Annotated in this window: 15 protein-coding genes; 10 read left to right on the top strand and 5 right to left on the bottom strand. The window is 39.7% G+C overall.

All coding sequences use genetic code 11. The features are described from left to right. The first annotated feature begins 191 nt into the window (after nt 1-191). Nucleotides 192-1,046 carry a crotonase/enoyl-CoA hydratase family protein gene (locus ACDZ29_RS24970; RefSeq protein WP_375089019.1) on the top strand — a complete coding sequence of 285 codons (855 nt, stop codon included), beginning with the start codon at nt 192-194 and terminating at the stop codon, nt 1,044-1,046. A gap of 218 nt (nt 1,047-1,264) precedes the next feature. On the opposite strand, the gene ACDZ29_RS24965 is transcribed toward ACDZ29_RS24970, so the two are convergent. Together ACDZ29_RS24965 and ACDZ29_RS24960 are read right to left on the bottom strand one after the other, a co-directional pair. Next, entirely contained in the window at nt 1,265-1,465 is a 201-nt protein-coding gene (locus ACDZ29_RS24965; protein WP_029714163.1) for a cold-shock protein, read from the bottom strand. Nucleotides 1,466-1,649: 184 nt separating this feature from the next. After that, nucleotides 1,650-2,606 carry a D-2-hydroxyacid dehydrogenase gene (locus ACDZ29_RS24960; protein WP_375089018.1) on the bottom strand — a complete coding sequence of 319 codons (957 nt, stop codon included), beginning with the start codon at nt 2,604-2,606 and terminating at the stop codon, nt 1,650-1,652. 120 nt (nt 2,607-2,726) lie between these two features. Between ACDZ29_RS24960 and ACDZ29_RS24955 the strand changes: the two genes are divergently transcribed. The 5 genes from ACDZ29_RS24955 (at nt 2,727) to ACDZ29_RS24935 (ending at nt 8,432) form a co-directional block, all read left to right on the top strand. Then, entirely contained in the window at nt 2,727-3,275 is a 549-nt protein-coding gene (locus ACDZ29_RS24955; protein WP_370015229.1) for a GNAT family N-acetyltransferase, read from the top strand. A 199-nt stretch (nt 3,276-3,474) separates the two neighbouring features. Then, a complete protein-coding gene (locus ACDZ29_RS24950; RefSeq protein ID WP_289335134.1) occupies nt 3,475-4,932 on the top strand; it encodes a CoA-acylating methylmalonate-semialdehyde dehydrogenase in 1,458 nt (485 codons plus the stop codon). A gap of 70 nt (nt 4,933-5,002) precedes the next feature. Next, complete coding sequence (locus ACDZ29_RS24945; RefSeq protein WP_375089017.1) at nt 5,003-6,343, top strand: aspartate aminotransferase family protein; 1,341 nt, start codon at nt 5,003-5,005, stop codon at nt 6,341-6,343. Nucleotides 6,344-6,926: 583 nt separating this feature from the next. Continuing rightward, complete coding sequence (locus ACDZ29_RS24940) at nt 6,927-7,541, top strand: NUDIX hydrolase (protein WP_375089016.1); 615 nt, start codon at nt 6,927-6,929, stop codon at nt 7,539-7,541. A 93-nt stretch (nt 7,542-7,634) separates the two neighbouring features. After that, on the top strand, nt 7,635-8,432 hold the full coding sequence (locus ACDZ29_RS24935) for an endonuclease I family protein (protein WP_375089015.1): 798 nt from the start codon (nt 7,635-7,637) through the stop codon (nt 8,430-8,432). A gap of 65 nt (nt 8,433-8,497) precedes the next feature. Here ACDZ29_RS24935 and ACDZ29_RS24930 read toward each other — a convergent pair whose 3' ends face one another. From ACDZ29_RS24930 to ACDZ29_RS24920, 3 genes are all read right to left on the bottom strand, one after another. After that, nucleotides 8,498-9,556, bottom strand: a complete 1,059-nt coding sequence (locus tag ACDZ29_RS24930; RefSeq protein ID WP_375089014.1) for a lactonase family protein — start codon at nt 9,554-9,556, stop codon at nt 8,498-8,500. A gap of 145 nt (nt 9,557-9,701) precedes the next feature. Continuing rightward, the gene (ade, locus tag ACDZ29_RS24925; RefSeq protein ID WP_375089013.1) at nt 9,702-11,465 is read right to left on the bottom strand and encodes an adenine deaminase; all 1,764 of its coding nucleotides are present in this window, start codon (nt 11,463-11,465) and stop codon (nt 9,702-9,704) included. A gap of 32 nt (nt 11,466-11,497) precedes the next feature. Next, the gene (locus tag ACDZ29_RS24920; RefSeq protein WP_289318367.1) at nt 11,498-11,950 is read right to left on the bottom strand and encodes a nucleoside deaminase; all 453 of its coding nucleotides are present in this window, start codon (nt 11,948-11,950) and stop codon (nt 11,498-11,500) included. Between the two features lie 260 nt (nt 11,951-12,210). Between ACDZ29_RS24920 and ACDZ29_RS24915 the strand changes: the two genes are divergently transcribed. From ACDZ29_RS24915 to ACDZ29_RS24900, 4 genes are all read left to right on the top strand, one after another. Next, nucleotides 12,211-13,113 carry an AEC family transporter gene (locus ACDZ29_RS24915; RefSeq protein ID WP_370015222.1) on the top strand — a complete coding sequence of 301 codons (903 nt, stop codon included), beginning with the start codon at nt 12,211-12,213 and terminating at the stop codon, nt 13,111-13,113. 337 nt (nt 13,114-13,450) lie between these two features. After that, a complete protein-coding gene (locus ACDZ29_RS24910; protein WP_289325234.1) occupies nt 13,451-13,861 on the top strand; it encodes a hypothetical protein in 411 nt (136 codons plus the stop codon). Nucleotides 13,862-14,299: 438 nt separating this feature from the next. After that, nucleotides 14,300-15,028 carry an amino acid ABC transporter ATP-binding protein gene (locus ACDZ29_RS24905; RefSeq protein WP_289316246.1) on the top strand — a complete coding sequence of 243 codons (729 nt, stop codon included), beginning with the start codon at nt 14,300-14,302 and terminating at the stop codon, nt 15,026-15,028. 22 nt (nt 15,029-15,050) lie between these two features. Then, nucleotides 15,051-15,878, top strand: coding sequence for a transporter substrate-binding domain-containing protein (locus ACDZ29_RS24900; RefSeq protein WP_289325233.1), 828 nt, complete (start codon nt 15,051-15,053; stop codon nt 15,876-15,878). The last annotated feature ends 52 nt before the right edge of the window (nt 15,879-15,930 follow it).

The following is a 15,930-nucleotide window of genomic DNA, read 5'->3' as shown; positions in this document are numbered from 1 at the left end:
ACTGGTCTTTTTTTACATATTTATGTAAAATATTTTAGATAGAAGCGATTATTTTTGCAGATTAAATTAATTATCAGTTTGTCAAAATAAATAACTAGGAATCTGAAAATAAAACAGATAAAATGTAATTATATGTAAAATTAATAATCTGTTGAATATTTCCAATTTGTGTGAGAAGGAGGAGACTGATATTGTATTCCACGATAACTAGTGAAATCGTCGATCGAGTCATGATTGTTACTCTTAATCGTCCTGAAAAAATGAATGCTTTCAATGAAAAGATGTGTGAGGAGATGATCCATGCTTTTGATGAAGCGGATGAAAATGATGACGTACGAGCCGTTATTATAACTGGCGCTGGGGATGCTTACTGTGCTGGAATGGATTTGGAAAAAGGTGCAGAAACCTTTATGGATCATACTCCTTTGGTTGAATACCGCGATGCAGGGGGGATGTTGTCATTACGAATTTTTGAGATGAAGAAACCTATGATAGCGGCCATTAATGGAGCGGCAGTTGGGATTGGTATCACAATGACTTTGCCCATGGACATTAGAATTGCGTCTACAGATTCAAAAATGGGTTTTGTATTTGCGAGGCGAGGAATAACGATGGAAGCATGCAGCGGCTGGTTCTTGCCTAGGCTTGTCGGAATGGGTAAAGCTTCCGAATGGATTTTTACCGGCAGGATGATTTCGGCCAGTGAAGCATATGAGGGAAGGTTGGTAAACAAGATCGTCGAGCCGGATGAATTGATGTCTGCTGCAATGGAGATTGCAGCAGACATTGCAGAAAATACATCTTCTGTCTCGGTGACGTTATCCCGGCAGTTAATGTGGACCATGCTCGGTGCTAACCATCCTGTTGAATCACATAAAATAGAATCGAAAATGATTCATTGGACCGGAAAACAAGCGGATGCAATAGAAGGGATTGAAGCGTTCTTGAAAAAAAGGAAAGCTGATTTCAAAATGAAAAGCAGCACCGATATGCCTCCGTTTTACCCATGGGGAACGGATCGAACATATGAAGTAGATAAGAAATAAGAAATGAATGGTAGTCAGGGAGCCTGTGGAAGTGAGTGATAATTTTTACTTTTCGGATAAATTAGGGTTTCTTTTCTTAGTGTGTTATACTGTGTTTACCATTTACTAAACTTGTTTCATGTTCCCCTATTCCCCGCGAATAGGGTTTTTTTATTTTTGCTTTTTAATCAAAAAAAACAGACCCTACAAGTAGAGTCCGTTATATATTGTATTTAAAATTATGCTTTTTGAACGTTAGTAGCTTGGGGTCCACGTTGACCTTGCTCAACTTCAAAAGTAACTTCTTGACCTTCGTCTAATGATTTGAATCCTTCGCTTTGGATAGCTGAGAAATGTACGAATACATCGTCTCCGTTTTCGCGTTCGATGAAGCCAAATCCTTTTTCTGCGTTAAACCATTTTACTTTACCTTGTTCCATTGTTGTTGCCTCCTAGTGTGAATCCACACATTGTGTTACTACCCTTGCTCAATCATTAGACGAAAAGTGTTTCACTTATCAATCTTCCCGAACAAAAATAATTCTTTTTAAATATAACAGATAATGTCGGAATCTGCAAGCAAACAAAGTAAGATTATTTATTGTGCATGGTGTTGTACAATTCTTAATACCCTTTTCTGTAATCAAGTAAATTAATTGAGGGGTGTTTACCATTTAGGTAATTCTCTAAATTCGGCATGAAAATATCCTGAATAAGCCGTTGGTCGTAAAATTCCGTATTACCGGATGTGTGCGGCGTGATGATTACATTGTCCATCTCCCATAATGGGCTCTTCCCAGGAAGTGGCTCCGTTTCAAACACATCAAGTCCAGCACCAGCAATATCTTTGTCCTTGAGAGCTTGGACCAATTCGTTTTGAATAACTAGATTTCCCCTTCCTATATTAATGAAAAAAGCGGAGGGCTTCATTAGTCGGAATTCGTTTTTCCCGAACATATTTCGTGTTTCTGGGGTCAATGGTAATGTCACGACAATATAATCGCACTTTGGAAGGAGATCATTCAATTGATTTTGTGTGAACATCTCATCGACAAATTCTTCAGATTTACCGGAATGGCGCACTCCTAATACGGACATGCCAAAAGCCTTGGCAATTTTAGCTGTTTCCTTTCCGATTTTTCCAACACCGATGATCCCGATGGTCTTTTCATGAATTTCCTGCTTCATATTTGCGTGATGCCAAGTCTTCACCTGCTGTTGCTTAATATATGTATCTATTTTTCTTGTTAAGGCAAGCATTAACGCGAAAATGGTTTCTGAAATGGGATAGGCATGGACGCCATTTGCAGTTGTAATCTGCACGTTCTTTTGTTCCAAACTTTCCAAGGGTAAGGCATTCACTCCGGCACTCCATGTCTGGATCCATTTTACTTCGCTTGCATCGATGGATTCAGCCATTTCCGTTTTCCAGCCTGCGATCACTTCAGCATCGGCTAGATGATCCTTCCATATTTCCGGAGATCTTCCGGTGATGACAGTCCACTCGGGAACCAATTCTTTAATCTTCTGTAATAAGAGCACATTCAAGTTTTGGCTTATTATGAGTTTTCTTTTTGGCATAATTATCCTCCGTAATCATTTTTCTGAATTATACGTAAGTTTCAATAATTTTTCAATTGAGAAAGAGATTGGTTAACAATCTTGTTATAATACTGATAATTAATGGAATGGGGTGTAATCATGAACGTGAAAGACATATATGGACAGCTGCCTATTATAGAATCAAAACGTTTGGTTATGAGGAAAGTCACCATGAGTGATGCAGAAAACATGTTCGCGTATGCATCCAACAGTGAAGTTTCCCGCTACGTAACATGGGAAGCCCATCGTTCCCTAAGTGATACAAAGGATTTTATCAGATTCATCCTACAAAATTATGAGGATAAGAAAATCGCTCCATGGGGCATACAACACAAGGAAAGTGGTAAGTTGATTGGTACTATTGACTTTGTTTCATGGCAGGTTAATCATCATAGTGCCGAAATCGGGTATGTATTGGCACCCGAATATTGGGGGAGTGGCTTGATGACGGAGGCTGCCCAAAAGATAATTGCCTTTGGCTTCGAAAATATGAACCTGGTTCGAATACAAGCACGCTGCTTCGTTGAAAATTTTGGTTCAGAGCGAGTCATGCAAAAGGCGGGTATGTCTTTTGAGGGAATCATAAGAAAAGGAATGTTTGTTAAGGGAAAGCATCAAGACCTAAAGCTATACTCGATTATTAAATGATGGGTGTGAGGGCTTCCGGTAAAGGGAAAGTACAAAGGAGATTCTACATGGTGAATTCTTTTCATGAATATAGGAAAATCAAAAACAAACAATATGTGCAAATATTGAATTAAAAACTATACAAAACGTCTAATGTAAAAAGTCCGTTTGAAAAATATAATGAAACTATGAAATCGTGTTGAAATGGAGGGTTTCTTTAATGGCAGTTATCAATGATGTAGAAACGTTGAAAAATTATATCGGTGGCAAATGGGTGGATTCCTCAACATCGAAACATGAAGAAGTGCCAAATCCGGCAACAGGAGAAGCTTTGGCAATCGTACCCCTTTCCACAAGGGAAGATGTAAACCAAGCGGTTAAGGTTGCTAAAAATGCGTATAAAGAATGGAAAAAGGTGGCCGTGCCAAAAAGGGCGCGCTTCTTATTCCGTTACCAGCAATTATTGATAGAACACTGGGATGAACTGGCAAAGCTGGTCACGATTGAAAATGGAAAAAGCTATACAGAAGCATATGGTGAGGTACAACGTGGGATTGAATGCGTGGAGTTCGCTGCAGGTGCGCCTACCTTAATGATGGGCAGTCAGCTTCCTGACATTTCCCCAGGCATTGAATCTGGCATGTACCGTTATCCAATGGGTGTCGTTGCCGGGATTACGCCGTTTAATTTCCCGATGATGGTGCCATGTTGGATGTTCCCGCTTGCAATAGCCTGTGGCAATACGTTTATTTTAAAACCTTCAGAACGGACACCGCTCTTAGCCAACCGTCTTGTAGAATTATTGACGGAAGCCGGTGTTCCGGATGGTGTCGTCAATATTGTCCATGGTGCACATGATGTCGTGAACGGGATTTTGGAACATGAAGACATTAAAGCGGTATCTTTTGTAGGATCCCAGCCTGTCGCAGAGTATGTTTACAAAACTGCAGCTGCCAATAAAAAACGTGTCCAGGCTTTATCAGGAGCGAAAAACCATTCAATCGTCATGCCTGATGCAGACCTGGAAAATGCGGTAACGAACATAACCAATGCCGCTTTCGGATCTGCAGGCGAGCGCTGCATGGCTGCTTCGGTGGTTGTTGCAGTGGGAGAAGTGGGAGATTCGCTCGTTGAGAGATTAAAGGCTGCAGCGGATGACATCAAGATTGGAAATGGAATGGATAAGGGCGTTTTCCTTGGACCCGTGATCCGTGATACACATAAAAAGAGAACAGAACAATATATTGAAATTGGGGAAAAAGAAGGAGCTGTCCTCCTTCGTGATGGCAGGAATGAAGGCGATCAGGAAAATGGCTATTACGTTGGACCGACATTATTTGATCATGTAAATACAAACATGAAAATATGGAAGGATGAAATTTTTGCCCCTGTCTTATCCATAGTACGAGTTAATACCCTTGAAGAAGCAATCGATTTGACCAATCAATCCGAATTTGCCAATGGTGCCTGCCTCTATACGGATAGTGCAAAAGCCATCCGGGAATTTCGTGAAGAAATTGATGCAGGAATGCTTGGTATTAACCTTGGGGTACCCGCGCCAATGGCATTCTTTCCATTTTCTGGATATAAAAGTTCGTTTTATGGAGACCTTCATGCCAATGGAAAAGACGGAGTGGAATTTTACACTAGAAAGAAAATGTTAACGGCAAGATACTGATATGAAAAAGGGGTCGACGCAGTTTGTGGTCGGCCCTCCTTTATACATTATGATTGGGGGAGTGTGGCTTATGCAGGTTGAAAAACAGGGTCAGGATCTTAAGGCTATGGATGGCAAATATGTTTGGCATCATATGAAAGGGGCTGAACCCAACCCTGGGACAATGGTGGTCAAAAACGGGCAAGGAGCATGGATAACGGATGTTGATGGAAATCGCTACTTGGATGGGATGTCAGGGTTATGGTGTGTCAACGTGGGTTATGGTCGAACGGAACTGGCTGAAGCAGCTTACGAACAGTTGAAGGAACTTCCTTATGCCCCTTTAACGAACAGCCACATTCCGGCTATTAAGCTAGCAGAGAAGTTAAATGAATGGCTGGGTGGGGATTATGTGATTTTCTTCTCTAACAGCGGTTCAGAAGCAAATGAGACTGCTTTTAAAATTGCTCGGCAGTATCATCAGCAAAAAGGTGAACATGGACGGTATAAATTCATTTCCCGTTATCGCGGCTATCATGGAAATTCGATGGGAGCCCTGGCAGCTACCGGGCAGGCGCAGCGGAAGTATAAATATGAACCACTCGCCCCAGGATTTCTTCATGTATCACCGCCTGATTCTTACAGAAATCCAGAGGATGAAAGCGGCGAAAAAAGTGCGGCGGAAATTGACCGTACCATTACATGGGAGTTGAGCGAAACGGTGGCTGCGGTAATAATGGAACCTATCATCACAGGAGGCGGAGTTTTGATGCCACCTGATGGATATATGAAACGTGTGAAAGAAATTTGTGAGAAAAATGGCGTCCTTCTCATTTCGGATGAGGTCATTTGCGGGTTTGGCCGTACTGGGAAGAAATTCGGATTTATGAACTATGATGTAAAACCGGACATCGTAACAATGGCTAAAGGAATCACAAGCGCTTACCTGCCGTTATCCGCCACAGCCGTCAAACGTGAAATTTATGAAGCATACATCGGTACAAATGATTATGACCGCTTTCGTCATGTAAATACTTTTGGTGGCAATCCAGCTTCCTGTGCCCTTGCTTTGAAGAATATTGAAATATATGAAAATGAAAAACTTATAGAACGTTCTAAAGAGTTAGGGTTTCGCTTGCTGCAAGAATTTGAAGAAATCAAATCTCATCCTAATGTTGGCGATGTGCGTGGGAAAGGTTTGTTGGTAGGAATTGAACTGGTGGAAGATAAAGGGACAAAACAGCCAATCGAACTTTCCAAAATCAATAAAATGATTGCGTCATGCAAAGAAAAGGGGCTGATCATAGGTAAAAATGGTGATACGGTAGCGGGCTTCAATAATGTCCTGACCCTTGCTCCTCCACTTAGCATAACTGAAGAGGATTTCTTATTCATCGTAACGACAGTAAAGCGAGCGCTAGCAGAACTATAAATATTACGAACCTTGGGAAATAATAGAATGAGTGGCCACAAATTAGATTTCTGAAAATTCAGTATTAAAGTGATTTCTATATGTACCTATTAATATTCTCTTATACATTCGGTTTTGTTAATTAACAAAGATTGGATCTAGACTTTACTTTTTAATTGAGACTGCTGTGTTTCGTTTTAGCACCGTTCATAACTTTGACCGGTGCTTTTATCTATTGTTAAATGATCCATATGGATGATGTGCATCCCATCAATAGTGAAAAAACCCTATCAGTGATCGCCCATCCACAAATTAGCTAATCACATAGGTTATTAATGAATATATTTTCCCCATGGAAATGAAATGAGAGATTTAGTGTAATGGAAAAAGGTTTAATTCCTCCTTTTCTTGGATGTTAAAGGCCTATATTGTATGAAAAAAACAAGAATATAGAGGCTAAGTAATCTATTATGAATTAAAGGGAACATATTGGAATCGTTTTCCTTGCTTAGTTATAGCGTATGTTTGAAAATGGAATGATAAGGAGTGGTAGAAAATAAACCGATCTCATATCGTCAATATTCCGTCAGAAGAGGTGAGGGACATGAAAACTGAAGATATAACAAAAAAACTCACATTACATACCCCTGAAATTTTAGGGAGTGGGAATTTTTCAAAGTATGCCGTATTGGTACCCCTAATAGAGAAGGAAGATGGAATACACGTTCTATTTGAAGAGCGTTCACACAAACTGAGGAGGCAGCCGGGGGATATCTGTTTTCCAGGCGGTAAAATAGACAAGTTGGACCATGATGAACAGGCGGCTGCACTAAGGGAGACATACGAGGAACTTAATTTAAATAAAGAAGATATCTATAATGTCTTTCCAATTGATTATTTGGTATCTCCTTTTGGCATGATTGTTTATCCTTATGCAGGATTTGTTCGTGACCATCAACGGATAATACCTAATCCAGCTGAGGTAGAAACCATTTTTACGGTCCCGCTATCCTTTTTCATGGAAAAACCGCCAGAGATATATCATGTGAAGTATAAAGTGGAACCACATGAAAACTTCCCCCATGATTTAATCTTTGGCGGAGAGAATTATAAATGGCAGCCAAAACAGATGGAAGAATATTTTTACTTATATAACGATCGTGTAATCTGGGGAATGACAGCAAAAATCCTTACCCATTTTATTGAAATTCTTCGTTAGACCCTTCTAAAGCACCTTTTTTTTTCGTTCGATTTCTATTAAACTTTAAATATGGTAAAAGTTAGGTTTTAATAGAAGTGGGGAGATGAGTGGATGAAGAATAGTTTTGAAGTACTTGAAAAAGAACGGGCAATGGCAATGGCTGCGTTTGTGAACTTCAATGAAAACCGCGAATACTATGATGAATCCAAAGATCAGGAACTTAAGCGTGTATACTATCAAGATGATTCCTTGGACCGAGAAGGATTGAAGGACCTGCTTGTGACAACCCATAAAAACCAGCTGAACTACTCACCACATCGTCATGTTTACCCTTGGGTGGACTTACAGGAAAATGGCAAACTGAAAAGTCTGTATTCCGGTAAAGGAATGGATCCTGTGGAAGTCATTGAGGAAGATATCCGTATACTTGAAGTGTTGTCAAGAGGCATTGAATCAACAAAGATGGACAACATGCTCGTTAATTGTGAACATGTCGTACCTCAATCATGGTTCAATAAAAAAGAACCGATGAGGGGAGATTTGCACCATCTGTTCGCTTGTGAACCAACTTGTAACAGCAGCCGGAGTAACTTTCCATACTATGATTTTGAGGATTATATCCCAGAAGCATCGGCTGCCGGTATAAAGGCGGGTTGCGGGAAATCTGATGAAGGTAAATTCGAACCTGAATATGGAAAAGGTATCGTAGCGAGAGCTACCATGTATTTTTTATTAAGATATGAGGGAATCATCGATAGCGGCAAAGTTAACCTGGCACTGCTTTTGGAATGGCACCGGCTTTTTCCGGTCAGCATTTATGAAAAACATAGAAACCAGGCTATACATGAAATTCAGGGTAATCGAAACCCATTTATAGATTTTCCGGAAATGGCGGAGAAATGGAATTAAAGAAGGATTTATAAAAAAGGGATTGAAGCTGTGGTAAAAGCTTCAATCCTTTTTTAATTATAGAACTAAAGGAATTTTACACAAACAGGGAAGGGAACTTGAACATCTTTTTGCAACAATGTTAATTTTCCGTCCTGTTCATTCCGTGCAAATAGTGTCAGGTTTCCTGATTGTTCATTAGAAGCGATCAGGAATTTTCCGCTTGGGTCCAATGAAAAATCACGTGGCCAATGTCCTTCAGTAGAAACCAGTTCCACGAATGCCAGTTTGCCTGTTTCTTGATGGATTTGGTAAACGGCAATACTATCATGTCCGCGGTTTGCGGCATAAATGAATTCCCCGTCATCAGAAATATGAATGGCGCTTCCTTGGTTATTTTCCTTGAAATCTTCCGGAACGGTCCGAACCGTTTGCAATTCAGAAAAGCTTCCCGATAGACTATCGAAGCTCAAAACAATGACTTCCGGCACAAGTTCTGCCATGACATACGCAAATTTTCCGTTTGGGTGGAAGGTCAAATGCCGCGGTCCGCTGCCGGGAGCAACAGATAAACTGTTTACTTCTTCCAAAACCCCATTATGTATTTTATAGGTTATTACTTTATCTATTCCGAGGTCGACTACAGCAATGAACCTTTCATCCGGTGTGAAACCAGCGAAGTGAGTGTGTGCTTTTTCCTGACGTTCTTCATTCGGTCCTTGACCCTCATGTTGAATGGTGGATGATACTGGCAAAGGGGTCGCATTGTCATGAAGCGGATATGATTCAATCAGGCCATCTCCATAACTGGAAGTGATCAAGACCTGTTTCTTGCTGTCGACACTTATATGGCAGGAAGAGCCATTCGGTGTCAATTGTTGGCCCAAGAAGGTAAGTTCACCCGATTCTTCATTAATCGAATAGGAAGAAACTCCACCGCTGCCCGCTTCTTTTAAAATGGCGTAGAGATTCTTTTTGTCCTGGCTGATGGCGACATAAGTCGGATCGGTTAATTCTGCTGCAAGAACCGGTGTACTGAGTTTTCCTTCTGCTGTATCTAAAGTAAAGCGATAAATACCTTTGCTGCTTCCTTTTGTGTAAGTGCCAATATATCCAATGATGGTCTGTTGATCATGTTTTGCCATATTTATCTCCTCCAAGAAAGATTTGTGTTTTTTTTATTTTAACATAGATGATACCGATTATATCCTTTTCCCGATTTAAGTTGAGTTATAACATTATTCATATAGAAATTTTGGGGGTGAATGGGAAAAACCCCCGGGTAGGGGGTCAAAGTAGATTGAACTTATCGGCAGGCATAACGGCTTCAATAGGAATATGCCTAAACTCAGAAACGGAAAATAAGCCCTGATCCGTCAGTTTAATTTCCGGGATGACAGGTAACGCCAAGAACGCAAGTGTAAGGAAAGGGTTGAAGTGCCTGTTGGCACCGAGTTTCAAAAGGGCTTCATCGATTCGTTTCAATGAATGAACCACATCCATATATGTGCATTCACTCATCAATCCAGCTATTGGAAGGGGAAGGGAAGCTAGTATTTTCCCATTTTGGATTACGGCCAATCCACCCTGCATCTTTTTGATTTCCTTTGCTGCCCTTAGCATATCTTGGTCATTCGTGCCGGCAATGATTAAATTATGTGAATCATGGGCTACTGTAGTGGCAATTGCGCCTGATTTCAAACCAAGCCCTTTGACGATTCCAAGACCTAATTGTTTGGTCATATGATGCCGTTCAATAACTGCTAGTTTTATATGATCAACATGTTCAGAGAACTGGAATAGACCATCATGATTAAGTGTAACCGGTTCAATCGAATGCTTTGTAATCAAACTGTTTGGAGTAATCTCAATAATATTAGCAAGATTATTTTTAAAAGGTATCGCCAAATCATCTTCCGTTATTTCATGAAATTTAACGGAGTGCTTCAAACCGTCGTCAATAACCTGTTCCTTTTCAGGAAAGTTCAGTAATCGATTATTTTGGACCATAGGTTTTCCCTCTTTAAAGACCGAATGGATGATGATTGTATCGAGATCATCTAATAGAAGGAAGTCTGCTTTGTATCCGGGTGCTATAGCACCGTGTTCCTTTAAACCAAAACATTCTGCAGCATTGATGGTCGCCATTTGAATCGCGGTAATCGGTGGGATACCATTTTCTATGGAAAGTCGAACGTTGTGATCGATACTTCCTTCAGAAACAATATCATCGAGGTGCCGGTCATCGGTGACGAATAAACAACGGCGGGAGTTCAGCTCATTAATGGCTGGAACCAGGTTTAATAAATCTTTGGCAACAGTACCTTCCCTGATCATAAGATACATTCCTTTTCGCAGTCTTTCTTTTGCCTCTTCCGCTGTAGTGCATTCATGATCCGTTTTAATGCCGGCACTCATATAAACATTGAGCTGTTGTTCGGATAATCCAGCTGCATGGCCATCTATGCTTTTGCCTAGTCTATTTGCATCGTATAATTTTTGCAGCATATCATCCTCCGTATGTGAAACGGCCGGGAAATTCATCACTTCGGCTAAACCAAGCACTTTCGGGTTTTGATAAAATGAATTTAGATCTTCACTTCTTAAGACAGCGCCAGAATGTTCAAACTCCGTAGCAGGTACACAAGATGGCATCATGAAGTAGAAGTCAAAAGGAAGTTGGCCGGATTGTTCAATCATATAATGAATGCCCTTTTTACCGGAAACATTGGCTATTTCATGAGGATCCGCAACGATGCTGGTCACACCATGTAAAAGGAGGATTTTTGCGAGTTCAGAAGGCCTGACCATCGAAGATTCAATGTGGACATGGCCATCAATGAATGAAGGGGATACGAATTTTCCAGCAGCATCAATTTCTGAAATACCCTCATAACTCCCAATGCCAGCAATAAAACCATCGACAATGGCAATATCGCCTGAATAGGTATCACCATTGAATACATCTATAATTTGCCCGTTTTTAATGACGCAGTCTGCAGGCGTTTTGCCTGCGGCGACGTCTATTCTCCTTTTAAGCAAGTTTTTTTTCATATTCGTAACCCCTTTGGCAAAGATATAACATATTAATATTTTACTTTTTCAATATGGGTCTCCCATGTCCGGAATGGTAAATCGTGGTCATTGAAAGACATTTGTTCCATTTTAATAGTGCGGTTTTTCATTGGCAGGGCAAGTTCTTGGTATATAAAGTGATCATCAAAACCAATAAGTGCAGCGTCTTCTTTAGTGCATGAGTAATAAATGGCTTTTGGACGTGCCCAATAAATGGCACCGATGCACATTGGACAAGGTTCGCAGCTAGTGTATATTTCACAATCTGTAAGCTGGAAGCTATTGAGATTCCTGCATGCATCACGTATCGCCTGTACTTCGGCGTGAGCTGTGGGATCGTTGGCTGTTGTCACATTATTACATCCTCTTCCTACAACTTTGCCGTCTTTTACGATTATAGCACCGAAAGGTCCACCGTTCTTTGCCAATACATTTTCATTTGCTAGCCGAACGGCCATCTCCATGAATTTTACATCCACTAAAAAAACACCCCTTCATTTATTAATAAACCAATTGTGTTGATGTTACGTTTTTTAACGTAAATATAATAAATAATATACCATATATAGACAAAAATTGAATATAATTTTCTGAAAATAAAGAAAAATCATTATATGTTAGGATATATGACGTTAGAATCAGGAACGATTTGAGAGAATTTTTACAAATAATGATAAAACTGATATTGTTAGAAGAAAATCATAGGATTATGAAGGTGAGATGTATGGGATTTTTGGGCGTTCTTTTACCGATATTCGGTATTTTTGTTTTAGGGTACGTCGGTCAGAAAAAGTTTAAACTTGATACAAAATCGATTTCCACGATGGCATTATATTTAATGTCACCTTTTCTTGTGTTCCGAACTTTTTATTCCGCAGAATTTACGATTGATTATTTTTATCTGTTCCTTTTCACGATAGTACTCTGTCTTTCTCTCATACTGGTAGTCTATATCATATCGTTTTTCCGTAATTATTCAGTTACCGAAACAAGCGGCATGATATTGGCATCGGCATTCATGAATAACGGGAATTACGGAACACCAGTCATTTTCCTGTTATTCGGTGCAGCAGGACTCGATTATGCGATCATCCTGATGGTGGGTCAGCAGTTAGTCATGTGCACCATTGGCATCTATTTCGCAGCGAAGGGCAGCCCGGAAGGTAACGGAGTCCAAACAGCGCTTAAAGCAGTATTCAGGATGCCAATCGTGTATGGAGCTATTGCAGGTACGGTTTTTCAGTTTGTGAAAATTCCATTAAGCAATTCGGTTATGGAAGCTATTAACCTTGTTGCAAATGCAGCAATCCCAACAATTATGATTACACTCGGAATGCAGCTAGCCAACATTTCACTGAGAAAAATTGCCTATCGTAAGCTATCAGTTTCACTTCTTCTTAAACTTGCTGTTTCGCCAGCCATTGCATTCCTGTTATCACTTGCCTTACCAGTGGATGAAATGGTCAGGCATATCATGATTATCGTAGCTGCCATGCCAACGGCGGCCAACACTACGATGTATGCGCTCCAATTCAATACAGAACCTGAATTCGTCTCAAGTGCTACGTTCATTAGTACTTCATTAAGCTTGATTACGCTTCCGATCATCTTTTTCTTTGTATTATAGAAGATTATCATTCTGATTATGCGGGCAAACTTAATATATACACGAGGCGGAGAATTCCTTACAAATGCGCAGGGATCCGGATTACATGCGTTGCCCTTGATGATCAAGTTTAGGCAAATTCCACTTATAGTGAGCAGGTGGAGTAATGGCTATCATACGCGTCTAGGTTAAGGAACGAAATGATGGCTTTGGATTCCATTTGGATTTATGGGTTAATAAGGAACGGACTTATAGCAGTTTCATTTAATATTGATCAAAGGGTGAGCTTGCTTTTTTTATTTTTCATTAAACTGGCATATACTTTTTAAATGTCATTTTATTAAATTGGAGGGATTTTGTGATCCAGACTAAAATTAAACTAACTAATCCTGAAAAGATTGAAGCCATTTTGAAGGAGATCGTTCAGAAATCCTATCAAGAAGCACTAGAAGAAAAACTCTTGCTATGCATGGAGTGTGGAGATGTGGATTTTTTTATCGCGTATTCAAATAATGAGGAACTTCAAGATGCGATTAATGAAAACTTTGTAATTGATGAATGTGGCGAAATCATGAAATTAGATGAACATCAGGAACTTATGGATGATTTATACGAGTATTTTTTGATCATACATAAGGAAAGTGATTTGTTTGATTTTTATCCAGCAGGTCCATATACTGTGGGTGGGGAAAGCCGGGAATCGGATACGGATATGCTGGCGCCTAGTGGCTTATTTTCAGCACCATTTGAAGATGCTATAAAAGAATGAATGTAAAAGACAGCTTTTGCTGTCTTTTTTTTGTTCGTTCTATAATTGCTAATTCATATCAGGCATTTTGCTTACGGGAAATAAATCCCTTTTTACAAAAATAGGAATCATTTAGGGGAGATCGATTTAAATATGTGGGTTTTATGGAATATAGCAATAGTATCATAAAATATGTTATTGCTTTTAACAATTTAAAGTTTATATGGTAATTTTAAGTAATATTTTATATAATGAATAATGTGAATATTGAATATATTTTTTTATATTACTAGTTTAAAATAATAAAAAAAATAACCTTATATTGGGAAATGATAAATGGAGAAAGGATTATACATATAGAAATGATTCGATTTAAGAGAATGCTATATTATGCATTTAGAATTCTGATTATTATCAATTTTCAGACCAAAAGATTGATTATGGGCAGGGAGGCCAATTATGATTGTTTTTGACCGGGTGAATAAGTATTTTGGTGATTTCCATGTATTGAAGGATATTAATCTTACTATTAATAAAGGGGAGGTGGTAGTAGTCATCGGACCGTCAGGATCAGGGAAAAGTACCCTGCTTCGATGCATTAATCGTCTTGAGACCATTTCGGAAGGCTCCCTTTCCGTTAATGGTTTAAATGTAGCGGATAGAAAAACGGACATAAACAAACTGCGTCGGAATATCGGTATGGTTTTCCAGCATTTTCACTTATATCCTCATAAAACCGTGCTCGAGAACATCATGCTTGCACCCAGGAAGGTTTTAGGACAATCAGAAGAGGAAGCGAAAAAGATTGCGCAAAAGTATCTGGAGAAAGTAGGGATTGGAGATAAGGCGAATTCATTTCCTTCCCAACTTTCGGGTGGACAGCAGCAAAGGGTAGCGATTGCCAGAGGTTTGGCAATGGGGCCTGAAATCATGCTATTTGATGAACCTACCTCAGCCTTGGATCCAGAAATGATTGGCGAGGTACTGGATGTTATGAAAGCACTTGCCCATGAAGGAATGACGATGGTGGTTGTCACGCACGAAATGGGATTTGCCCGTGAAGTAGCGGATCGAATCGTATTCATGGACGAAGGCAGGGTTTTAGAAGAGGCATCACCGGCTGAGTTTTACGCCAATCCTCGTGAAGAGAGGGCTCGTTTATTTCTTAGCCGTATATTAAATCATTAAATAAAAAACAGGGGTGATTAACATGTTGAAGAAAAAGAAATGGTTGAAATTATCTTTGCTATCTTTATTGGCTGTCATTTTATTGGCTGGATGCGGCGGGGGAGAAGATTCAGGCAAAGATAAAGAGGGTGGCGGTAAAGACAAAGAAACGGATGTTCTTGCACAAGTGAAGGATAAGGATAAGATTGTTTTTGGGGTAAAAAATGATACAAGGCTATTTGGATTGAAAAATCCTAGTACTGGAGATGTAGAAGGATTTGATATTGATATCGCCAAAGCTCTTGCAGCAGAAATCCTAGGTGATGAGAATAAAGTTGAATTTAAAGAAGTGACTTCTAAAACAAGGATGGCCTTATTGAATAATGGTGATATCGATGCGATTGTAGCGACCATGACAATCACGGAAGATCGTAAAAAAGAAGTTGACTTCACCGATGTTTACTTTGATGCCGGACAATCCCTGCTAGTCAAAAAAGGCAGCGATATCAAGGGTATTGATAGTTTAAAAGGGAAAAAGGTATTGGCTGTTAAGGGCTCTACTTCTTCCATAAATATCCGTGAAAAGGCTCCTGACGCACAAGTTCTTGAATTTGAAAACTATTCCGAAGCGTTCGCTGCACTTAAATCTGGGCAAGGGGATGCATTGACTACGGATGATTCAATCCTTTATGGTATGGCTGACGAGGATCCAAATTATGAGCTTGTTGGCGGAACATTTACAGACGAGCCTTATGGCATTGCTGTGAAAAAAGGAAATGCTGAGTTTGTTGACGAATTGAATAAAGCCCTTAAGTCACTTAAAGATTCAGGCAAGTACGATGAAATCCATGATAAATGGATTAAACATTAATCATTACCAAATGTAAGGGAAATGACCTTAATTAACATTTGAACATTTGTCT

It is taken from the genome of Peribacillus sp. RS7, assembly GCF_041956845.1.
Classification (GTDB): Bacteria; Bacillota; Bacilli; order Bacillales; family DSM-1321; genus Peribacillus.
This window is presented reverse-complemented; position numbering and strand designations above follow the sequence as displayed.

Bases quoted from the DNA above. Each gene is read 5' to 3' on its own strand.
- ACDZ29_RS24965 (WP_029714163.1), bottom strand. From the start codon at position 1,465: ATGGAACAAGGTAAAGTAAAATGGTTTAACGCAGAAAAAGGATTTGGC.
- ACDZ29_RS24940 (WP_375089016.1), top strand. From the start codon at position 6,927: ATGAAAACTGAAGATATAACAAAAAAACTCACATTACATACCCCTGAA.
- ACDZ29_RS24955 (WP_370015229.1), top strand. From the start codon at position 2,727: ATGAACGTGAAAGACATATATGGACAGCTGCCTATTATAGAATCAAAA.
- ACDZ29_RS24935 (WP_375089015.1), top strand. From the start codon at position 7,635: ATGAAGAATAGTTTTGAAGTACTTGAAAAAGAACGGGCAATGGCAATG.
- ACDZ29_RS24905 (WP_289316246.1), top strand. From the start codon at position 14,300: ATGATTGTTTTTGACCGGGTGAATAAGTATTTTGGTGATTTCCATGTA.
- ACDZ29_RS24960 (WP_375089018.1), bottom strand. From the start codon at position 2,606: ATGCCAAAAAGAAAACTCATAATAAGCCAAAACTTGAATGTGCTCTTA.
- ACDZ29_RS24950 (WP_289335134.1), top strand. From the start codon at position 3,475: ATGGCAGTTATCAATGATGTAGAAACGTTGAAAAATTATATCGGTGGC.
- ACDZ29_RS24945 (WP_375089017.1), top strand. From the start codon at position 5,003: ATGCAGGTTGAAAAACAGGGTCAGGATCTTAAGGCTATGGATGGCAAA.
- ACDZ29_RS24915 (WP_370015222.1), top strand. From the start codon at position 12,211: ATGGGATTTTTGGGCGTTCTTTTACCGATATTCGGTATTTTTGTTTTA.
- ACDZ29_RS24900 (WP_289325233.1), top strand. From the start codon at position 15,051: ATGTTGAAGAAAAAGAAATGGTTGAAATTATCTTTGCTATCTTTATTG.
- ACDZ29_RS24920 (WP_289318367.1), bottom strand. From the start codon at position 11,950: ATGGAGATGGCCGTTCGGCTAGCAAATGAAAATGTATTGGCAAAGAAC.
- ACDZ29_RS24930 (WP_375089014.1), bottom strand. From the start codon at position 9,556: ATGGCAAAACATGATCAACAGACCATCATTGGATATATTGGCACTTAC.
- ade (WP_375089013.1), bottom strand. From the start codon at position 11,465: ATGAAAAAAAACTTGCTTAAAAGGAGAATAGACGTCGCCGCAGGCAAA.